This is a genomic window from uncultured Cyclobacterium sp. (genome assembly GCF_963977555.1).
Classification (GTDB): Bacteria; Bacteroidota; Bacteroidia; order Cytophagales; family Cyclobacteriaceae; genus Cyclobacterium.
On the sequence record NZ_CAXBPD010000023.1, the window covers coordinates 46082 to 62790 of the forward strand.

General features: G+C 38.7%; 11 protein-coding genes. 4 read left to right on the plus strand and 7 right to left on the minus strand.

Annotated elements, in window-relative coordinates; translation table 11 throughout:
- Nucleotides 1-47 precede the first annotated feature (47 nt).
- The 4 genes from AAC073_RS21790 to AAC073_RS21805 form a co-directional block, all read right to left on the minus strand.
- Entirely contained in the window at nucleotides 48-776 is a 729-nt protein-coding gene (locus AAC073_RS21790; protein ID WP_339925936.1) for a hypothetical protein, read from the minus strand.
- Between the two features lie 115 nt (nucleotides 777-891).
- Nucleotides 892-1461: a gluconate 2-dehydrogenase subunit 3 family protein gene (locus tag AAC073_RS21795; RefSeq protein ID WP_339925937.1), complete on the minus strand. Its 570-nt coding sequence runs from the start codon at nucleotides 1459-1461 to the stop codon at nucleotides 892-894.
- Nucleotides 1462-1478: 17 nt separating this feature from the next.
- Nucleotides 1479-3158 carry a GMC family oxidoreductase gene (locus AAC073_RS21800; protein WP_339925938.1) on the minus strand — a complete coding sequence of 560 codons (1680 nt, stop codon included), beginning with the start codon at nucleotides 3156-3158 and terminating at the stop codon, nucleotides 1479-1481.
- 141 nt (nucleotides 3159-3299) lie between these two features.
- The gene (locus tag AAC073_RS21805) at nucleotides 3300-4571 is read right to left on the minus strand and encodes a nucleoside permease (protein WP_339925939.1); all 1272 of its coding nucleotides are present in this window, start codon (nucleotides 4569-4571) and stop codon (nucleotides 3300-3302) included.
- A gap of 247 nt (nucleotides 4572-4818) precedes the next feature.
- Here AAC073_RS21805 and AAC073_RS21810 point away from each other — a divergent pair, with 247 nt between their 5' ends.
- From AAC073_RS21810 to AAC073_RS21825, 4 genes are read left to right on the plus strand one after another with little or no spacing between them, the layout of a single operon-like run.
- The gene (locus tag AAC073_RS21810; RefSeq protein WP_339925940.1) at nucleotides 4819-5985 is read left to right on the plus strand and encodes a Gfo/Idh/MocA family oxidoreductase; all 1167 of its coding nucleotides are present in this window, start codon (nucleotides 4819-4821) and stop codon (nucleotides 5983-5985) included.
- Nucleotides 5986-5999: 14 nt separating this feature from the next.
- On the plus strand, nucleotides 6000-7052 hold the full coding sequence (locus AAC073_RS21815) for a sugar phosphate isomerase/epimerase (protein WP_339925941.1): 1053 nt from the start codon (nucleotides 6000-6002) through the stop codon (nucleotides 7050-7052).
- A 21-nt stretch (nucleotides 7053-7073) separates the two neighbouring features.
- Nucleotides 7074-7505: a c-type cytochrome gene (locus AAC073_RS21820; RefSeq protein WP_339925942.1), complete on the plus strand. Its 432-nt coding sequence runs from the start codon at nucleotides 7074-7076 to the stop codon at nucleotides 7503-7505.
- 6 nt (nucleotides 7506-7511) lie between these two features.
- On the plus strand, nucleotides 7512-8249 hold the full coding sequence (locus AAC073_RS21825) for a DUF1080 domain-containing protein (protein ID WP_339925943.1): 738 nt from the start codon (nucleotides 7512-7514) through the stop codon (nucleotides 8247-8249).
- A gap of 1116 nt (nucleotides 8250-9365) precedes the next feature.
- Here AAC073_RS21825 and AAC073_RS21830 read toward each other — a convergent pair.
- From AAC073_RS21830 to AAC073_RS21840, 3 genes are all read right to left on the minus strand, one after another.
- Nucleotides 9366-10310, minus strand: coding sequence for an endonuclease/exonuclease/phosphatase family protein (locus AAC073_RS21830; protein WP_339925944.1), 945 nt, complete (start codon nucleotides 10308-10310; stop codon nucleotides 9366-9368).
- Between the two features lie 111 nt (nucleotides 10311-10421).
- The gene (locus tag AAC073_RS21835) at nucleotides 10422-11891 is read right to left on the minus strand and encodes a SusD/RagB family nutrient-binding outer membrane lipoprotein (protein WP_339925945.1); all 1470 of its coding nucleotides are present in this window, start codon (nucleotides 11889-11891) and stop codon (nucleotides 10422-10424) included.
- Between the two features lie 11 nt (nucleotides 11892-11902).
- Nucleotides 11903-15247: a SusC/RagA family TonB-linked outer membrane protein gene (locus tag AAC073_RS21840; protein WP_339925946.1), complete on the minus strand. Its 3345-nt coding sequence runs from the start codon at nucleotides 15245-15247 to the stop codon at nucleotides 11903-11905.
- Nucleotides 15248-16709 lie beyond the last annotated feature (1462 nt).

Genomic DNA, 16709 nt, shown 5'->3' on the forward strand with positions numbered 1-16709 from the left:
TAAAATGGCACCTATCCCTCTAGAGACTGCTGAATCAACTATTAAGTTTATTTCATCGCATCTGAAGTATTATTTTCACCTTCCGGATCTTCGTCCAACACTGGGTCTACCATACTAAGTATTTCTCCCGGAGACATATAAAGGGCTTCAAGTTTTTGTTTGTAAGCCAAAGGAATTTGGTCATGGTTGAGCACAAAGTTTTTTGTCGCGATTATTTTTTCTCCAAGTCCATGGGCCACTGCAAAACTGTCTGCTGCAATTTCAGCTTTTGTAACAAAATCGTTGGACAAATAATATTTCACGCCAAAACCCAACAAGTCAAAAGCGCTCCTATTTAGGTAATCCTGAATGTGCCCAAGTTCATGTCCTATCCAACCTAATAGCACATCATCGGGCAACTCTTCAATAGGGATAGGATTGTCCTCCAGAAAGAGAAACCTTGAAATTTTTATTTTGTAGGAACGATTGTCTTTCTGGTGAAAAAATAAGGAACCCACTTTTGGCTGTGCCTGCATTACAGAACCAGTGATATTGTTCTTGAACTGAAAATCTATTTTGGTATCAACTAAATCTGGAAAATAGGAAAGCGCTTCTAAGGTTAAAGCCCTGATTTCCTTGGGAATGATTTTATTTGTAGCAAATTTCTCCAATTTATCGTTTGGCATAAAGTGAATTTGACTTTCAGTTACAGTCTCATTTTTGTTGAATCTCCCCTCAGAATTGCAGATCAGCAAAAGGTTTAGGGAAATAATAATATTGCTTATTAAATATATCATGTTTCACACCTAGTTTATCTATGTATAGTACACAATACTGAATAGAAATCAAAGGAAAACCATAAAAAAATCCCGTCAATTTTGACGGGATTTGCTATTGTGTTAATCCTGATCCTTAAATGGCCCAGGCTCTATCCCCTTTTTTATAATCAATACAGGGCTCGTATCTCCCTGGTGTTTCCACAAATTTTAATGCTTGAGTGGCACCTATCTCTGAAGTAAAGTAACCTAACAAAGTCAAGTCTTTAATCATCAATATGTATTTGTCATCCGTGTTCGCTTCGGTAGCAGGAACCATAGCTCTTTTATTGACCTGATTAAGGAAATTTGTTCTTTCCTCCACCGATGCATCCATAAAATCCTTGTTATTTTCTGCCTTAAAATCACTTTTTAGCCTATTGAGGCCGTTTACAAATGATTTTTGTTGTTCTTCAGTATAGGTAGCTTTTACCATCATTGCCATAAATGTGCCAATTTCTGCAGCTTTAGCTCCTGGTGTGTCGGTTGTAGGGATGATTGCTTCACCAATTTCATCCATATAAGCCAATTCACTTTCAGAAAAATCCAACCCTTCAATCTGCTTATCAGGAGCACATCCTGTTAAGATAACATTGGCGCCAACCATGGTACCACCCATCATCAGTACCACGTTTTTTAGTGCTTCTCTTCTATTTATAAAATTCATATCGCTTCAATTTGGGTTTACAGATTACCTTTTTTCAATTCTTCAACAGCAAAGCTTGCCGCTCTTGCGGTCATGGCCATATAAGTCAATGAAGGATTTTGTGCTGCTGCCGAAACCATCGCTGCTCCATCTGTTACAAAAACATTTTTCGCATCCCACACTTGATTATTGCCATTCAAAACAGAAGATTTAGGATCTCTTCCCATTCTTGCTGTACCCATTTCATGTATACCTTGTCCGAAGGTATAACCGGTATCGTAAGTGGTGACATTTTTTACGCCTGCGGCTTCAAGCATTTCTGCTGCATCGTTTTTCATGTCCACCCTCATTTTCATTTCATTGTCATGAATCTCAGCGTCCATTTCCAATACGGGTATCCCCCATTTATCGGTAACCGTTTTGCTGAGTTTAATTGAGTTGTTATGATAAGGAAGTATTTCGCCAAAAGCTGTCATTCCTATCGTCCACTCTCCAGGCTCTGTAAGTTCCGCTTTTAAAGGTGCTCCAAAATCCAATTCCGCAACCGTTCTGCTCCAACCCTGTCTGCTTGCACCTCCCTGAAAACCAAAACCTCTAATATAATCTCTCTTTTCGTCACCTAAGTTTCTATACCTTGGAACATAAAAACCACCTGGTCTTCTTCCAAAGTAATATTTGTCATCAAAACCTTCAACAACACCTCTTGCCCCAAGTCTAAAATGGTGATCCATGACATTGTGCCCTAGTTCTCCTGAACTACTGCCCAATCCTTCAGGCCACACATCGGTAGCTGACCGCATTAATATTGCGGAAGAATTAAAAGAAGAGGCACAAAGGAATACTATTTTTGAATCGAATGCGTAAGTTTCATTGGTTTCACCATCGATAATTTCTACTCCAGTTGCCCGCTTAGTATCTTTGTCATACAGCACTTTGGTAACAATTGACCAAGGCCTCAAAGTAAGGTTACCTGTGGCTACTGCTGCTGGCAATGTAGAGGCTTGAGTACTGAAATAACCTCCGTATGGACAACCAAGAGAACATTTATTCCTGTATTGGCAACCAGGCCTACCGGGAAGTGGCTGTGAAATATTCGCTATTCGGGCATGGGTCATTAACCTTGCCCCATTATAATGTTTTTTAACCCTATCAGCTACACTCTCTTCCACACAGTTCAATGGCATGGCAGGCATGAATTCCCCATCAGGGAGAATGTCTAGGCCATCCTTGTTGCCGGATATGCCTGCAAATTTCTCTACATAACTGTACCAAGGTGCCAGGTCTTTGTACCTTATAGGCCAGTCGACAGCTATTCCTTGCTTGTCATTGGCTTCAAAATCTGTGTCAGACCAGCGATAACTCTGTCTTCCCCAAAGAAGGGAACGACCACCTACCTGATACCCTCTAAACCAAGTAAAAGGCTTCTTTTCTACGTAGGGAGAATCGTCTTCATGTGCCCACCAATCTAGATTTAACTCGTTTAAAACATAATCCCTTCGGAGATTAGGGTGATTTTCCAACATCTCCACTGTCCGCCTTCCTCTATGAGGTATTTCCCAAGGTGCTTTGGTAGCGTTTTTATAATCTTTTACATGTTCTACGTTTGGTCCTCTTTCAAGAAGAAGTACTTTTAACCCCTTCTCTGTTAGTTCCTTTGCTGCCCATCCGCCACTGATCCCTGAACCAACGACAATAGCGTCATAACTTTGATTAGCCATATGCTTTAATGTTTATTTTAGGTATTGCAATACTATTGAATTTATTAAAGAAATGGTAAAATTTACCATTTTCCTGAATTCCACGCTCTCAATTTATAAATGCTCTAAATAGGAATCATATATACCTCCTATACTTCTTAACTATTCACCGATATTATTGTTCTTCAGCCTGTTTCTTTCTGTATTGGCTTTTATAAAATCATTGTCTTTGAAAAAGAAGACAAATATTACCGTCACCACCAAAGCAATGCCTGCTGGTATCAGCCAGATATTTTGCCATATATGATTTCCATCTGCCAACAAATAAAAGTCTGAAACTATACCTGCTATCCAAAAGCCTATAAGCATGCCTATGCCATAAGTCGCTAAGGTAATCAACCCTTGAGCAGAGCTTTTGTATTTCGGACCAGCTTTTGAGTCTGTATAAATTTGACCAGAAACAAAAAAGAAATCGTAACAAATGCCATGCAACGCAATCCCTATAATTAGCAAGTAGGTCCCCTCTCCAGCATCTCCAAAAGCAAAAAGCACATACCTTACAACCCATGCAAGCATGCCAACAACCAAGGTAGTCTTTAATCCAAATTTCTTAAAAAAGAAAGGCATCAACAAAAGAAACAAAGCTTCCGAAACCTGTCCAATGGTCATTTTACCTGTAGGGTTTGTTAATCCCACCTCAGAGAGGAATGGGTTTGCGTTTTGAAAATAAAAGGCAAGCGGAATACATATTAATATAGATGACAGGAAGAAAATAGCAAAATCCTTGTCTTTCAACAACTTAAGCGCGTCTAAACCAAGCATTTCTGATATGGATTGTTTGTCACCTTTCACTGTAGCAACTGGAGGAGTCTTAGGAAGTGTGAAGGCAAACAATCCCAAAACTACTGACGAAATAGACGACATTAAAAAGGTATTTCGAAGCATGCCCTCTCCTATTGCTGCAGAACTATCCCATACAAAGAAGTAACTAATCATCAAACCGGAAGCAATCCATCCTACTGTTCCCCATACCCTGATGGTGCTAAATTCTTTGGCTGGGTCTTTCATTTGGTTAAAAGAAACTGAATTAACCAGTGCCAGGGTGGGCATGTAAATAATCATATAGGCCAGTACATAAGGATAAAAAGAAACGAAGCTATCAGAAGAAAACATCATGTACATCAATCCCGCGCCCAATAGGTGCAGTACTCCTAAAATTTTCTCTGCATTGAAAAACCTATCTGCTATTAAACCAATTACGAATGGTGCCACTATGGCACCTATAGACTGAGTAGAAAATGCTGCGGCCAATTGACCACCATTTGCCTGAAGGTTATTCCCTAAAAATGTTCCCATGGTAACATACCAAGAGCCCCAAACAAAAAATTCCAGAAACATCATTAGGGAAAGCTTAAACCTATTATTTAAAGTCATAGTTTTTGGTGTGTAAGTGTTTAGGATGATCAAATCTAGTCAAGGACTCTTAGCAAACAATCTATAAAAATATTTAAAATTTAAGCCAATTTAACGTAAATTTATCACTTCAGAAAGCGAGTATAGGATTTCGCAATTCCTGAAAACATTTTTAGCAATTTGCAAAAATTAATAGATTCAGCATCGAGGGTTGAAATATAAAAGAATATAGGGAATTAAAGAAACCAAAAAACCAAAGACCAGAAGAATGAGTAACAGAAAACTTAAAATGGGGATGATTGGAGGTGGACCAGGATCTTTCATAGGCGCTGTCCACAGAATTTCAGCTGCAATGGATGGAATCATTGAATTGGCAGCAGGAGCTTTTAGTAGTAGTCCGGAAAAATCCGCCGAAACAGGCAAAGAGCTTTTTCTTCCTTCTGAAAGGGTTTATGCCTCTTATGACGAAATGTTTGAAAAAGAACTACTGTTGCCTGAATCTGAAAGAATAGATTTTGTGGCAATAGTTACTCCCAACCATGTTCATTTCGATCCCACTAAAAAAGCATTGGAAAATGGATTTCACGTAGTGCTGGACAAACCAATGACTTTTAGCTATGAAGAAGCCAAAGACCTTAGCAAAATAATTGAACAAACAGGATTAATGTTTTGCCTTACCCATACCTATACTGGCTACCCCATGATAAAGGAAGCAAAACATTTGATCTCCTCAGGTGTTTTAGGTAAAGTAAGAAAAGTATATGTAGAATATCCGCAGGGTTGGTTGTGGAACAAACTTGAAAATACCGATTATAAGCAGGCCATCTGGAGAACAGATCCTACGAAAAGCGGTATTGCTAACTGTATGGGAGACATCGGCACCCATGCTTTTAACCTTGCTGAATACGTAAGCGGGTTAAAATTGACAAAATTATGTGCAGACCTTAACAGTGTTGTTGAAGGCCGCAGCCTCGATGATGATGGAGCTGTCTTGTTAAAATTTGAAGGAGGAGCATCAGGAGTATTGATGGCCACACAGATTGCGACGGGTGCAGAAAATAACATTAAAATCAGGGTTTATGGGGAAAAAGCAGGATTGGAATGGCAGCAAGACAATGCCAACTCCCTTATCGTCCACCATCCTGAGGCACCTGATCAGATTTATCGAGCAGGTGGCAACATCCCTTACTTGTCTTCAGCAGCCATGGAAAACCTTCGAACACCGGGAGGACATCCAGAAGGCTACTTAGAAGCTTTTGCCAATTTGTACAGAAATTTCGCTAGATGCCTGTATGCGAGAAAGAATGGTGAGACGCCAAAAAAGGAATGGCAAGACTTTCCTGGTGCTGAAGATGGATTAAGAGGAATGGCTTTTGTGGAGCATGTAGTAAAAAGTAGCAATTCTAATGAAAAATGGACTAAATTTGAACTCTAAATAACCTTAACTTTATGAAAACCATTAAAGGCCCAGCCTTATTTTTGGCTCAGTTTGTAGATGATAAAGCACCTTTTAATAACTTAAAAGACATATGTACCTGGGCAGCAAGCATAGGATACAAAGCTGTTCAAATCCCTACCTGGGATGCCAGACTCATAGACCTGAAGAAAGCAGCCGAGGACATGGATTATGTCAACGAAATCAAAAATACAGTAAAAGAAGCAGGTGTTGAAATTTCTGATTTTTCCACACATTTGCAAGGACAACTGGTAGCTGTAAGTCCAGCTTACAATGAGCTTTTTGATGCTTTTGCTCCTGCAGAACTGGCGGGTGATTTAAAAGGGAAACAAAAATGGGCTACCAATCAACTAATGATGGCCGCCAAAGCGAGTAAAAACTTTGGCTTGACCACACATGGTACCTTTAGCGGTGCTTTGATGTGGCATACCGTTTACCCATGGCCTCAACGTCCTGCTGGTTTGGTAGATACAGGTTTTGAGGAGTTGGCAAAAAGATGGTTGCCTATTTTAGATGAATTTGACAAGTATGGTGTGGATGTTTGTTATGAACTTCACCCAGGAGAAGACTTGCATGATGGGGTTACTTTTGATTTATTTCTTGAAAAAGTTAACCACCACAAAAGGGCCAATATTCTATATGACCCAAGCCACTTTGTTTTACAGTGTTTAAATTATGTTGATTTTATCGACATTTACAAAGACCGAATTAAAATGTTCCATGTTAAGGATGCAGAGTTTAATCCAACAGGGAGACAAGGTGTTTATGGTGGCTATTCCAGCTGGATAGAACGGGCAGGAAGATTCCGTTCTCTGGGAGATGGCCAAGTTGATTTTAATGCGATATTTAGCAAACTTTCACAATACGATTTTGATGGATGGGCTGTTTTGGAATGGGAATGTGCCATTAAGCATCCTGAAAATGGAGCGATAGAAGGTGCTAAATTTATTAGTGAGAAAATAATACATGTTACCGAAAAGACTTTCGATGATTTTGCTTCCACAGGATTAGACGAAGGATTGAATAAAAAACTATTAGGAATTTAATTAATCTAACTATTACAAACCATGAAATTTAATTTGAATTTAAGTATGGCTATTGTCGCCAGCGCAATGGTAGCCGTTTCAGCCTGTGGTGGCTCCGGTAGTTCTGAATCTGCATCTAGCGAAAGTACAGCAGCTGCACCACCCCCTGCTCCTGTAGAAATGAGCCTGGAAGAAAAGTATAAAGATGATCCTATATTCATCAAAGGTTCAGAATTAATGGGACAGAATGATTGTCCTTCCTGCCACATGCTTGAAAGGAAAATCGTAGGACCTTCTTATGCAGATGTAGCTGCTAAATATGAATCAACAGAGGAAAATATTGAACTTTTGGCAGGGAAAGTTATCGCAGGTAGCGTAGGCACTTGGGGCGAAATACCTATGCCAGCTCACCCTACTCTTTCTGAAGAAGACGCTAAAAGTCTTGCTCAATTCGTACTATTGCTAAAGAAATAATTTGAAATGATAAGAACAACTTTGTCTATGGCAGCACTGTCACTTGCAGTAGTGGCCTGTGGCCCTGCAGCTAGTGAAAAAGGTACTGCGGAGGAAAATATAGAAGAAATCATCGTGACGGAAGAAGAATGGATAAGTTTATTTGATGGGGATGGCCTGACAGGTTGGACCAGTTTTGGTAAAGACCAACCAGGTGAAGCGTGGGAAGCTGCCGATGGTGTGCTCTACTTTAATTCTGGTAAAAAAGACGAAGGTGCTTCTGGAGGAGATTTGGTCACCAAAGAAACATTTGGCGATTTTCACTTAGAAATAGAGTGGAAAATCTCAGAAGGTGGAAACAGTGGCATCATGTTCTTTGTCCAGGACAACGGCGAATATGATAGACCTTACCATACAGGCCCTGAATATCAGGTGCTAGACAATGATGGCCATAAAGATGGAAAAATCATCACTCATAGAGCAGGTGACCTATATGACATGATCGAGTCTACTGAAGAAGCAGCAAAACCTGTTGGAGAATGGAACAAGACTGAAATTATTATCAATGATAGCAAATTACAGTTTTTTCTTAATGGAGTAAAAACAGTAGAAACAACGCTATGGGATGACCAGTGGAATGCCATGGTAGCTGAAAGTAAATTCGCTCAATGGGAAGGTTTCGCTAAATTTAAGGAGGGTAAAATCGTACTTCAGGACCACGGAGATGATGTATGGTTCAGAAATATCAAAATCAAGAGACTGTAAATCGTTACTTGAAAATGTAATTTCCAAATTCGTTAATTGAATTAGAAAGTTGCATGAGGTTGATTTAAACAATTGGGCAGAAAAAAGGGATTATTCCCTAACTTCTGCCCAAATCATCCTACCGATCGGTAATAGGGTGTTCTTTTTTACACTAACTTTTAGTAGTCGGTGTACCAGGTCTATATAAGCTGCTTGTCTAATTTTATCCCTTGTTATAGAGGAGCAAGGAATAGGATTGTCAAAAATTTTTATATACTCTTTTTTCCCTGGGTTTGTCATAGGTTAGCCAATAATTATCTCTATCCCCATTTGATTAAAATTTCTCCGAGATCACATCTCCTATTACCTGGCTTTCATATATAACACCCTTTTTGAGTGTACCTGTAACCCTCCCTCTTACATATTCCTAAACAGAATTCAGCAACTATTGCTTAAATATCGGAGCTGTGTGGCTTTTTCCCTTACTCATTTTTAGAAACAGTTTATTCTTTATTGAAAGACAAATAAACTTCATAATAATTCTGAACTTCGTGTGCTGCTGCAGAGCAAGCACCAATTTATCATCTTCTGAATTTCTGATAAGCATTGCGTCCTATTTGACATAGAAATTGCATATACTGAACTGAGGTTGGAATATTTCAGCAAAGCCCTGATTTTTAGGTCCACAGATTAAATTATGCTTAATTGAATTCGTATTCTTTAAGCAAAGTTTTGGCTTTTAGTTTTCATCAAATTCCTCTCACGATAGACATTCTTGCCTACAGTAAATAGTAATCTTACACCGCCAAGTCGATTGGCATGAATCGCACGCCCAAAGAATCTAGTTTAATTCAGCCGGCTTTTTTTCTGTCAAAACAATAATTATCTCAATTAAACTCGGATCAGGCAATAGGGTTTGTAGTTAATGGTGTAATCACAAGAAAATCAAGCTTTTTAGAAACAGAGTCATAGCATTATTGCTATGTTGAGGTCGAAAATAGCAACAAAGTGACTGATTTTGTCCGCCGCGGCGGATCATGGCGTAATAGAACACCTATTGCTCATTTCGGTTTAAACTGTTTAAAGAGCTGACTTTTTGGAGGTGATTAAAAACTAGATTATCAAATCCAAAAGCAGCTATTTATCTTTGCTTATAAAGTTGCCCATCACAGGTAGATGATCACTTATTATCCTCATTGTATCAGGGCCAAAGAAATTCTCAACTTTAATCCTGCCAGCTATCATTTCAGTAGCCATATTTTGATTTACCAACATATAATCAAGGCGTCTACTTGGCTTGTCTGCCGGATGGGAGTATAATAAAGAATCAACCGGATCTATAAATTGGTTTTTCAGTAGATTATTATTCTTAAGTATAGCCAATTCATCACTTGACGGGTAAGCATTTAAGTCTCCAGTCACGATCATATTTTTAGAAGGGAATATATTAAGAGTCTCGTTAAAATTGCTTACCAACAAGTTTAACTGGCCCTTTCTCATTGCTTCATCTCTCTCGCTTCTACCAGCTTTTAAATGCACACCAGTCAAAAGAAATGTATAGTCTTCCTTTGGAAAAACATCAATAGACCACATTCTTGTATTTATTTGGTTTTGTGTTTCTTCTAATCCATTTCCTCCCTTGTAATCCACTAAAGGCGTGGTAGCTGACCCATATCCTCGAATTACACCCATTGGAAACCTGCTCATGACTACAACATTCATATACCAGTTGTGACTTGGTACATCTGCAAAATAGAGATAGCCCATTTGCGGAAGAGAGTCGTTTGCTAGTTGCTTAAGGAATTTAGCACTTTCAAATTCTTGGAATACCACGATATCTGCATCCGCCATCTTTAGTGATTTTATTAGCAGGTTGAGACGCAGATCCATATTTTCTGGAGGATTATCTTCCCTTTCATTGTCGATATAGGGATCGTCGTGATTATCAATAAAATGTTCCACATTCCAAGAAAGGATAGAAAAAACGGAATCCTCATCGTAGCTATAATCAAATGGTTTTACGACCACTACATTTCGTGAAAGAGAGTCCGTGGAACCATAGGATTTAGTTTTTTCTTGCACTGAGCAAGAACTAAGGATAGTTGTACTAATTGCTATTAATGCTAATTTTTGCATGGTAATATTAATTTTTGAAAGGAACAGGATAATAAATCCTGTTCCTGATAATTTAATTTATTTAGACCACCAACTAATAGAAGTCATTGTGTCCCCTTCCTCAAGCCATTCATTAACGGCTTTCTCGTAATTACTTTGATTGATGGCTTTAATGAGTGGTGGATAAACCATTCGTTGCAGGATTTTATCAATAAGCATGGCAGAACCCACCTTTAATTCAGGGTAGCCTACACGTCTATAATTTATCCATCCATCATAACCTTGGTAGTAAAAGTTTACATATTCTTCTGAGTAAACTTGTTTTAAGGCAGTTTCGGTATCGGTAGATAACTGCATTTCTGTCTGTGCAAGGTGATCTTCAATTTCGCTTTCTTCCACTCCCCACCACTTGCAAGAGGATTGAACTCCAATTTCAAAGTGTTCTGCTGCATTGCCGGCTGTATATCCTTTAAGAATAGCTTCAGCAATATAAAATTCCACTTCTGCGTGGGAAATTAAAACAGAAGGAGCTCTAACTCCATTCATACCGGTATATGGAGCGGCTAATCCAGAAAAATCCCGAATGATATCAGGGCTTTCTCCTGAAGGAACTCCTAAGTAAATTGGATTTCCTTTTTCGTCCAAATTTACTGGCTCACCATCGGTATCTCTGCCTAAGGATGCCATATGGGGCCTACGAGGGTCTAAGGTCAGGTGGAGTTGATTTGCAAATGTCTCGCCCAATGATGTGGAACCACTTGTGCCAGTTGCTATCGTAGATTCCAATCCAAATCTCCCATCATAGATAATGGCACATGTTTCGTCTTGGGTCGAGATAAGTTCCCCTCCCTCGATAAGTCCTTTTATCAGGGGTATGACTGAGGGATCTACTTTTACCATTTTCATATAGGTGCGAAGCTTCAAACTATTGGCTAACTTTCTCCATTTTTCATTATCTCCATTGTAAAATGCATCTCCGCCTCTAATGAAATGTCCTCCAGAATTTGTCTCCAATAGTTCATAGGCTTCATCTAACTTTACCAGGTTTGCTCTATAAATTGATTCCTGAGAATCGAAAATTGGAGTGAAATTCAAATCATCTCCCTGAACAGCTTCAGTGTAAGGCACGGGGCCAAATACATCAGTAAGGTAAGTTGTAAGATAAGCCTCCAGGATCAATCCAGCAGCTAAATAATCGTCTAACTCTTCCATCTTTGCTCTGTTTTTCAGGTCTTGAATATCATAGAGCGTAAGGTAAATATTGTTGTAAACTGCTTCAGAATCTGACCCTTTGAAGTCATACCTATGTCGCTGATCAATTAATGAGGTGTTGGTCCAATACTGCCCTATATAGTTTCCTATGTCGCCATAAGATCTCGATCGAGTGCCTGCATCAAAGATAACCTGGGTAAGTAGCGAAGCCGCATTGATATCGGTAAGTCGTGTAGGATCTGTATTTATTTTTTCAAAATCATGACAGCTTGTTGAGAGCATTACCAGACTTAGCAGCACTACAAGTGATTTATAATTCTTTAGGTATTTTTTCATGTTTTCTTAGATTAAAAGGTCAATTTAAGATCTAGTCCGATCGTCCTTGTAGAGGGAGACCCCATGGCTTCAAGTCCAGGTGTAAGTGCTCCGTTATTGACTACAGATTGTTCTGGATCATAGGATGGAAATTGTGTCCAGATAAACAGATCATTTCCAAACACACCCACCTGGGCACCTTTCAGTCCCCATATAGCAGGTACAGAATAACCCAATCTGAAATTTCTCAATTTTAAGAAGGTTGTCTCATAAATGTTTCCTTCAATCTGATCACGTTCGTACATAGAATTGTAGAAGTAAGGGGCTGGTGCAGAGGCTGTATTTGTTACATATTCTCCTGTTTCTTCGTCAAGCATAACGCCATCACCGATCACCCCAAAACGTCCATCTGAATTCTGTATCCAACTCTGGGAGACCATATCGTATTCCGAACCACTGGGATAAGGGGCTCCACTTTCACGTCCGTAAATGGTTTTTTCAGACTTACCTGTATAGTTCAAAAGAAAGTGAGTGATGGAATAGGCATTGCCACCATGCTGGTAGTCAAACTGGAAGGAAAGGTTGAAATTTTTATAGCGTAAATTATTCACAATTCCAGCTCTCCATTCTGGGAAGACATTACCCAATAGATCTTCCTCGTTATCCCGCTGAGCCAGACCATCTTTGAAAATTATTTCTCCATTATGTTTGTCATAGCCTTGTCCATATATTTGCCCCATTTGGTCTCCTGGATCGGCTTTGACAAGTACTCTGGATCCCACATAGCTTCCTATAACATAAACATCAATTACACCAGGAACCAGCTCTTCTACTTTACCTTTGTTTGTGGACCAGTTGGTATTGATATCCCAACCAAAGTTTCTGCTTACAAAGGGTTTTGCATTAAGTTGAAATTCAAATCCCCGATTCGAAACAGAACCTGCATTCATCAAGGCTCCTGTATACCCGGAGGCCGCATCCACAGGCAAATTCAGGATTTGGTCTTTAGTAACAGATTTATAGTAAGTGGCATCCAAACTCACCCTGTGGTCAAAAAAATTGGCTACGACTCCATATTCCACCGTATTTGTCCGCTCCGGTTTTAGTTCCGGGTTAGGAAGAATAGAAGGATTTGAGTAGCCTCCATTGACACTCGAGGAAGATACATAATACCTATCTAGTCTATAAGGATCTGTATCTGAACCTACCTGAGCTGCAGCAGCACGAACTTTTAAAAATGAAAGTGGTCCATAGTTAATTTGGAACATTTCTGTTAAATCCACTGAGAGCGCTGCAGAGGGATAGAAGTAAGAATTATTATCTCTAGAAAGGGTAGAGGTCCAGTCATTTCTTCCTGTAATGTCAAGGTAAATCATGTCCCTGTATACAGTATTAATTACCCCATATCCTGAAAAGTGCTCCTTTTGTTTCCTGCTGTTACCAACCTGAGGACGTTCTTCTGAGTTTTGCAAGTTAAATACCCCCGGTATAATCAGAGATCCTGCTTCTGCACTCATGCCATTTCCGTCAAGATATCTATGGTTTGCGCCCAAGGACACATTAAAGTCAAAATCACCTTGTTCCATTTGTTGACTCAAAATAATGTCAGTGTTTAGTGACATATTTTTGATAGTCGTCTCCAAATAGTTGCCATACCTATTTCTAGGTTCCGACCATGCTCTCTCTCTGGCTCTTAACTCCGTATAGAAATCCAAGCCTGTTCTTGCAATAAGTTTCAGCTTTTTCGTGAAGTCATGTTCCAACTGCAGGTTTCCAAATATTCTATCTTTGTCCAAGGTATTGATAGAATTGTTTAACAGCCAGTATGGGTTTGCACTTAAAGCACCGATACTGTTCTGTTGAACATTTTCTTGCCCGTCCAACCAATGCTTCTGCCTATACCAATCCAGGTTTTCATTTGGACTCAACCAAAAAACCTGATAATGAGCATTCGTACGGTCATAACCTTCAGAAGGCAGATTGTCTGATGCTTGCTTAATATAATTTATCTTTGTTGTGAACTTGGTTTTGTTCGTTCTTATGCCTGATGAAACAGCAAGGTTAAATCGATTATAGCCGGTGTTCGGCATGATATATTTGTTATCCAAATAGTCAACTGAGCCTCTAAAGAAGGCATTGTCATTTCCAGCTTCTATAGAGAGCCCAGTGACAGATGTTATCCCTGTTTCGTAGAAATTTTGCTCTATATTATTGCTTACCCAAGGCGTCTGTCCCCCAGGCTCAAAGGCCCAAATTTCCTCTCTTCTATCTGCATCATAAACAGCAGTGTGTGGAGAGTCATATTGGTAGAAACTTTGACCCATAAATTTAGGTCCCCAAGAGTGGCTATTTCTATTTTGAACACCATCAGGAGAATCTTTGAATGCGTAGTAGGCGTTTTCTGATCTGTTGCCAGAACCAAACTGGGTCTGCCTCGGAAGCCACCTATTTACCTGTTGAAAGGAAGTTGATTGCCTTACATTTACCGTTAAATCCTGCCCAAATTTTCCGCTTTTAGTGGTGATCATCAACACCCCATTGACAGCTTGAGAGCCGTATAAAGCCGCAGCAGATGGACCTCTTAAAACTGTAATGCTTTCAATATCTTCAGGATTGACAGCCGAAAGCCCATCACCATAATCAACAGCAGCTCCCAAATAAGAGTATTCACCATCTCCATTTTGATCATTAGTAACCGGGATGCCGTCTATTACAATGAGAGCACGGTTTTTATCCATATCCAAGGAAGCTTCGCCTCTCAATACTATTCGTGAAGAACCCATGGGGCCTGATGAACGAGTGAGTTGCATACCAGGTACCTTGCCAGCCAACGAAGAAGCTAAGTTTGGATTACCACCTGTAACTATTTCTTCTCCATCAACTTTCGTAACAGCATATCCCAATGCTCTTGTTTCTCTTTCGATTCCAATGGCAGTCACAACTACTTCATCAAGTCCACTTTCTTCTTCAGATAACTGTATATTCAAAATAGAACGACCGTTTACAGGTATTTCCATTGTTTTGAAACCAATAAATGAAAAAATTAAAATTGAATCGTCAGAAGGTAGATTAATGGAAAACTCGCCACCAATGTCACTAATTGTGCCTGAAGTAGTTCCTTTAATAGTAATATTTACTCCAGGTAAACTCTCTCCAGTCATTTTATCAGTGACTTTTCCACTTATACGGGCGTCCTGAATTTGTAATTTACTACTTGATTTTACTGTATTCTTTGCAGATATTTCAGATATAGGAAAATAGGAAGAAATAAACACCATAAGAAATACCACTACCTTTAACCTTAAAGTTGGCCTCTTAACTAATAAATTTTTATCCTCAAGGTCTACACTTTGAAGATTTTTGTAAAATGATTTCATACTTTTTTGTAGGAAGTTTTAATTGATTTTATAGCTCTTTAATAATTGCTATTTTGCCCTATTCGGAATAGAGCAATATTGTAAGTTAGACCCTCTCAAGGGTTTTGGTTTTTAATTCTACATAGGCTTATCATTTATAATCAAATCTTTATTTTATACACCTAATGATTTAATTACTGAGTTTAATTAAATCTTATTGCACTCAGACTTCAGCTTAATACCTATTGAAAATCCTTCTTTTTCCTGTCCTAAGGGAATATTTGAGAATATTAAACAGTGATTATAGAGCGCATGAAACTAATTTTGTTTTCAAAAGTACTCAGCCATTTAGGTAAAAGATGTTAAAAATTAACATGGTGCTACATCTTAATGCAAGCATAATCCTGGATAACCTTGGGGTAATAAAATCGAATAAGAAACCCTTATACTATAAATTGTACGGCTCACCAAATAGAATTACAAACACCTGTAGGAGATGAATAACATGCTATTAGCTAATACAATTTGATTGAAAGGTTAATAGCAGAAAACTCCGAGTAATACCGAAAGCTATGACTTAGCCCTTAATGAGTTTCCTTTTTATACAATTTGGTTTGTTACCATGTTGTTAGAAATATCCTACGAAACAATAGGCATATGGACCTTAATTGAGAAGGATTCGTTTAGATCTTCTTCACCCATTAATTCATAAAAAACTTATTTATTCAACCGTTACTCAAATCATTAATAATGTGGGATGATTTAAGCCAAAAAATCATTTATTATTAGCTCAATATTTCCTGTTTTATTTTATTGTTAATCTTGCAGCAGATGTTAGTTTTTAACATTTATAGCAGACCCTAGCCCGTAGGTTTGTCCCTATTAAACAATTATCTAAATACTATGAGATCAATAACTTTTACTTATTTACGATTAGGAACTATGTTATTTTTCCTACTCATGGGACCACGGACCCAAACTTATTCTCAGACCACGAACGTACCAAATTCCGAGCAGCTTACAGACAAAAGCTACGAGCCACTCATTGGAGCAGTTTTGCACATAAAAAATGAGTTAATTGGTATCCCACCCCAAATGTTAAACAAAGCAATTTTAGAAGCGAAAAATATGCGCAAACTAAGACCAATATAGCTAGAGGGGAGAACTTGACGGGGGGGCTAAGGGGCGACTATACACAGTTCACATGACATAATAACAAAAAACAGCAGGATATCCTGATATTTAAATGGTCAGTATAATCCAAGTTGATTTTATATGAAATTTTGCCATCATGGAATGGACTCCTTGTGGGTGTGCGCTATTCAAGTTTCGGCGGAAGCTACTATTCTTTACGGGTTAATGGTATTTTAAATAGTTACTTTGTTAATTCCAATGACCTAGCTTATGTTTTCGATCCATCCACTCAAAGACTTTCTGATACTATCATTGATGAGATGAATACCGTTCTGACAAATTCCGGTAA

Coding starts and splice junctions, on each gene's coding strand:
- AAC073_RS21790 (WP_339925936.1), bottom strand. CDS start 776: ATGATATATTTAATAAGCAATATTATTATTTCCCTAAACCTTTTGCTG.
- AAC073_RS21795 (WP_339925937.1), bottom strand. CDS start 1,461: ATGAATTTTATAAATAGAAGAGAAGCACTAAAAAACGTGGTACTGATG.
- AAC073_RS21800 (WP_339925938.1), bottom strand. CDS start 3,158: ATGGCTAATCAAAGTTATGACGCTATTGTCGTTGGTTCAGGGATCAGT.
- AAC073_RS21805 (WP_339925939.1), bottom strand. CDS start 4,571: ATGACTTTAAATAATAGGTTTAAGCTTTCCCTAATGATGTTTCTGGAA.
- AAC073_RS21810 (WP_339925940.1), top strand. CDS start 4,819: ATGAGTAACAGAAAACTTAAAATGGGGATGATTGGAGGTGGACCAGGA.
- AAC073_RS21815 (WP_339925941.1), top strand. CDS start 6,000: ATGAAAACCATTAAAGGCCCAGCCTTATTTTTGGCTCAGTTTGTAGAT.
- AAC073_RS21820 (WP_339925942.1), top strand. CDS start 7,074: ATGAAATTTAATTTGAATTTAAGTATGGCTATTGTCGCCAGCGCAATG.
- AAC073_RS21825 (WP_339925943.1), top strand. CDS start 7,512: ATGATAAGAACAACTTTGTCTATGGCAGCACTGTCACTTGCAGTAGTG.
- AAC073_RS21835 (WP_339925945.1), bottom strand. CDS start 11,891: ATGAAAAAATACCTAAAGAATTATAAATCACTTGTAGTGCTGCTAAGT.
- AAC073_RS21840 (WP_339925946.1), bottom strand. CDS start 15,247: ATGAAATCATTTTACAAAAATCTTCAAAGTGTAGACCTTGAGGATAAA.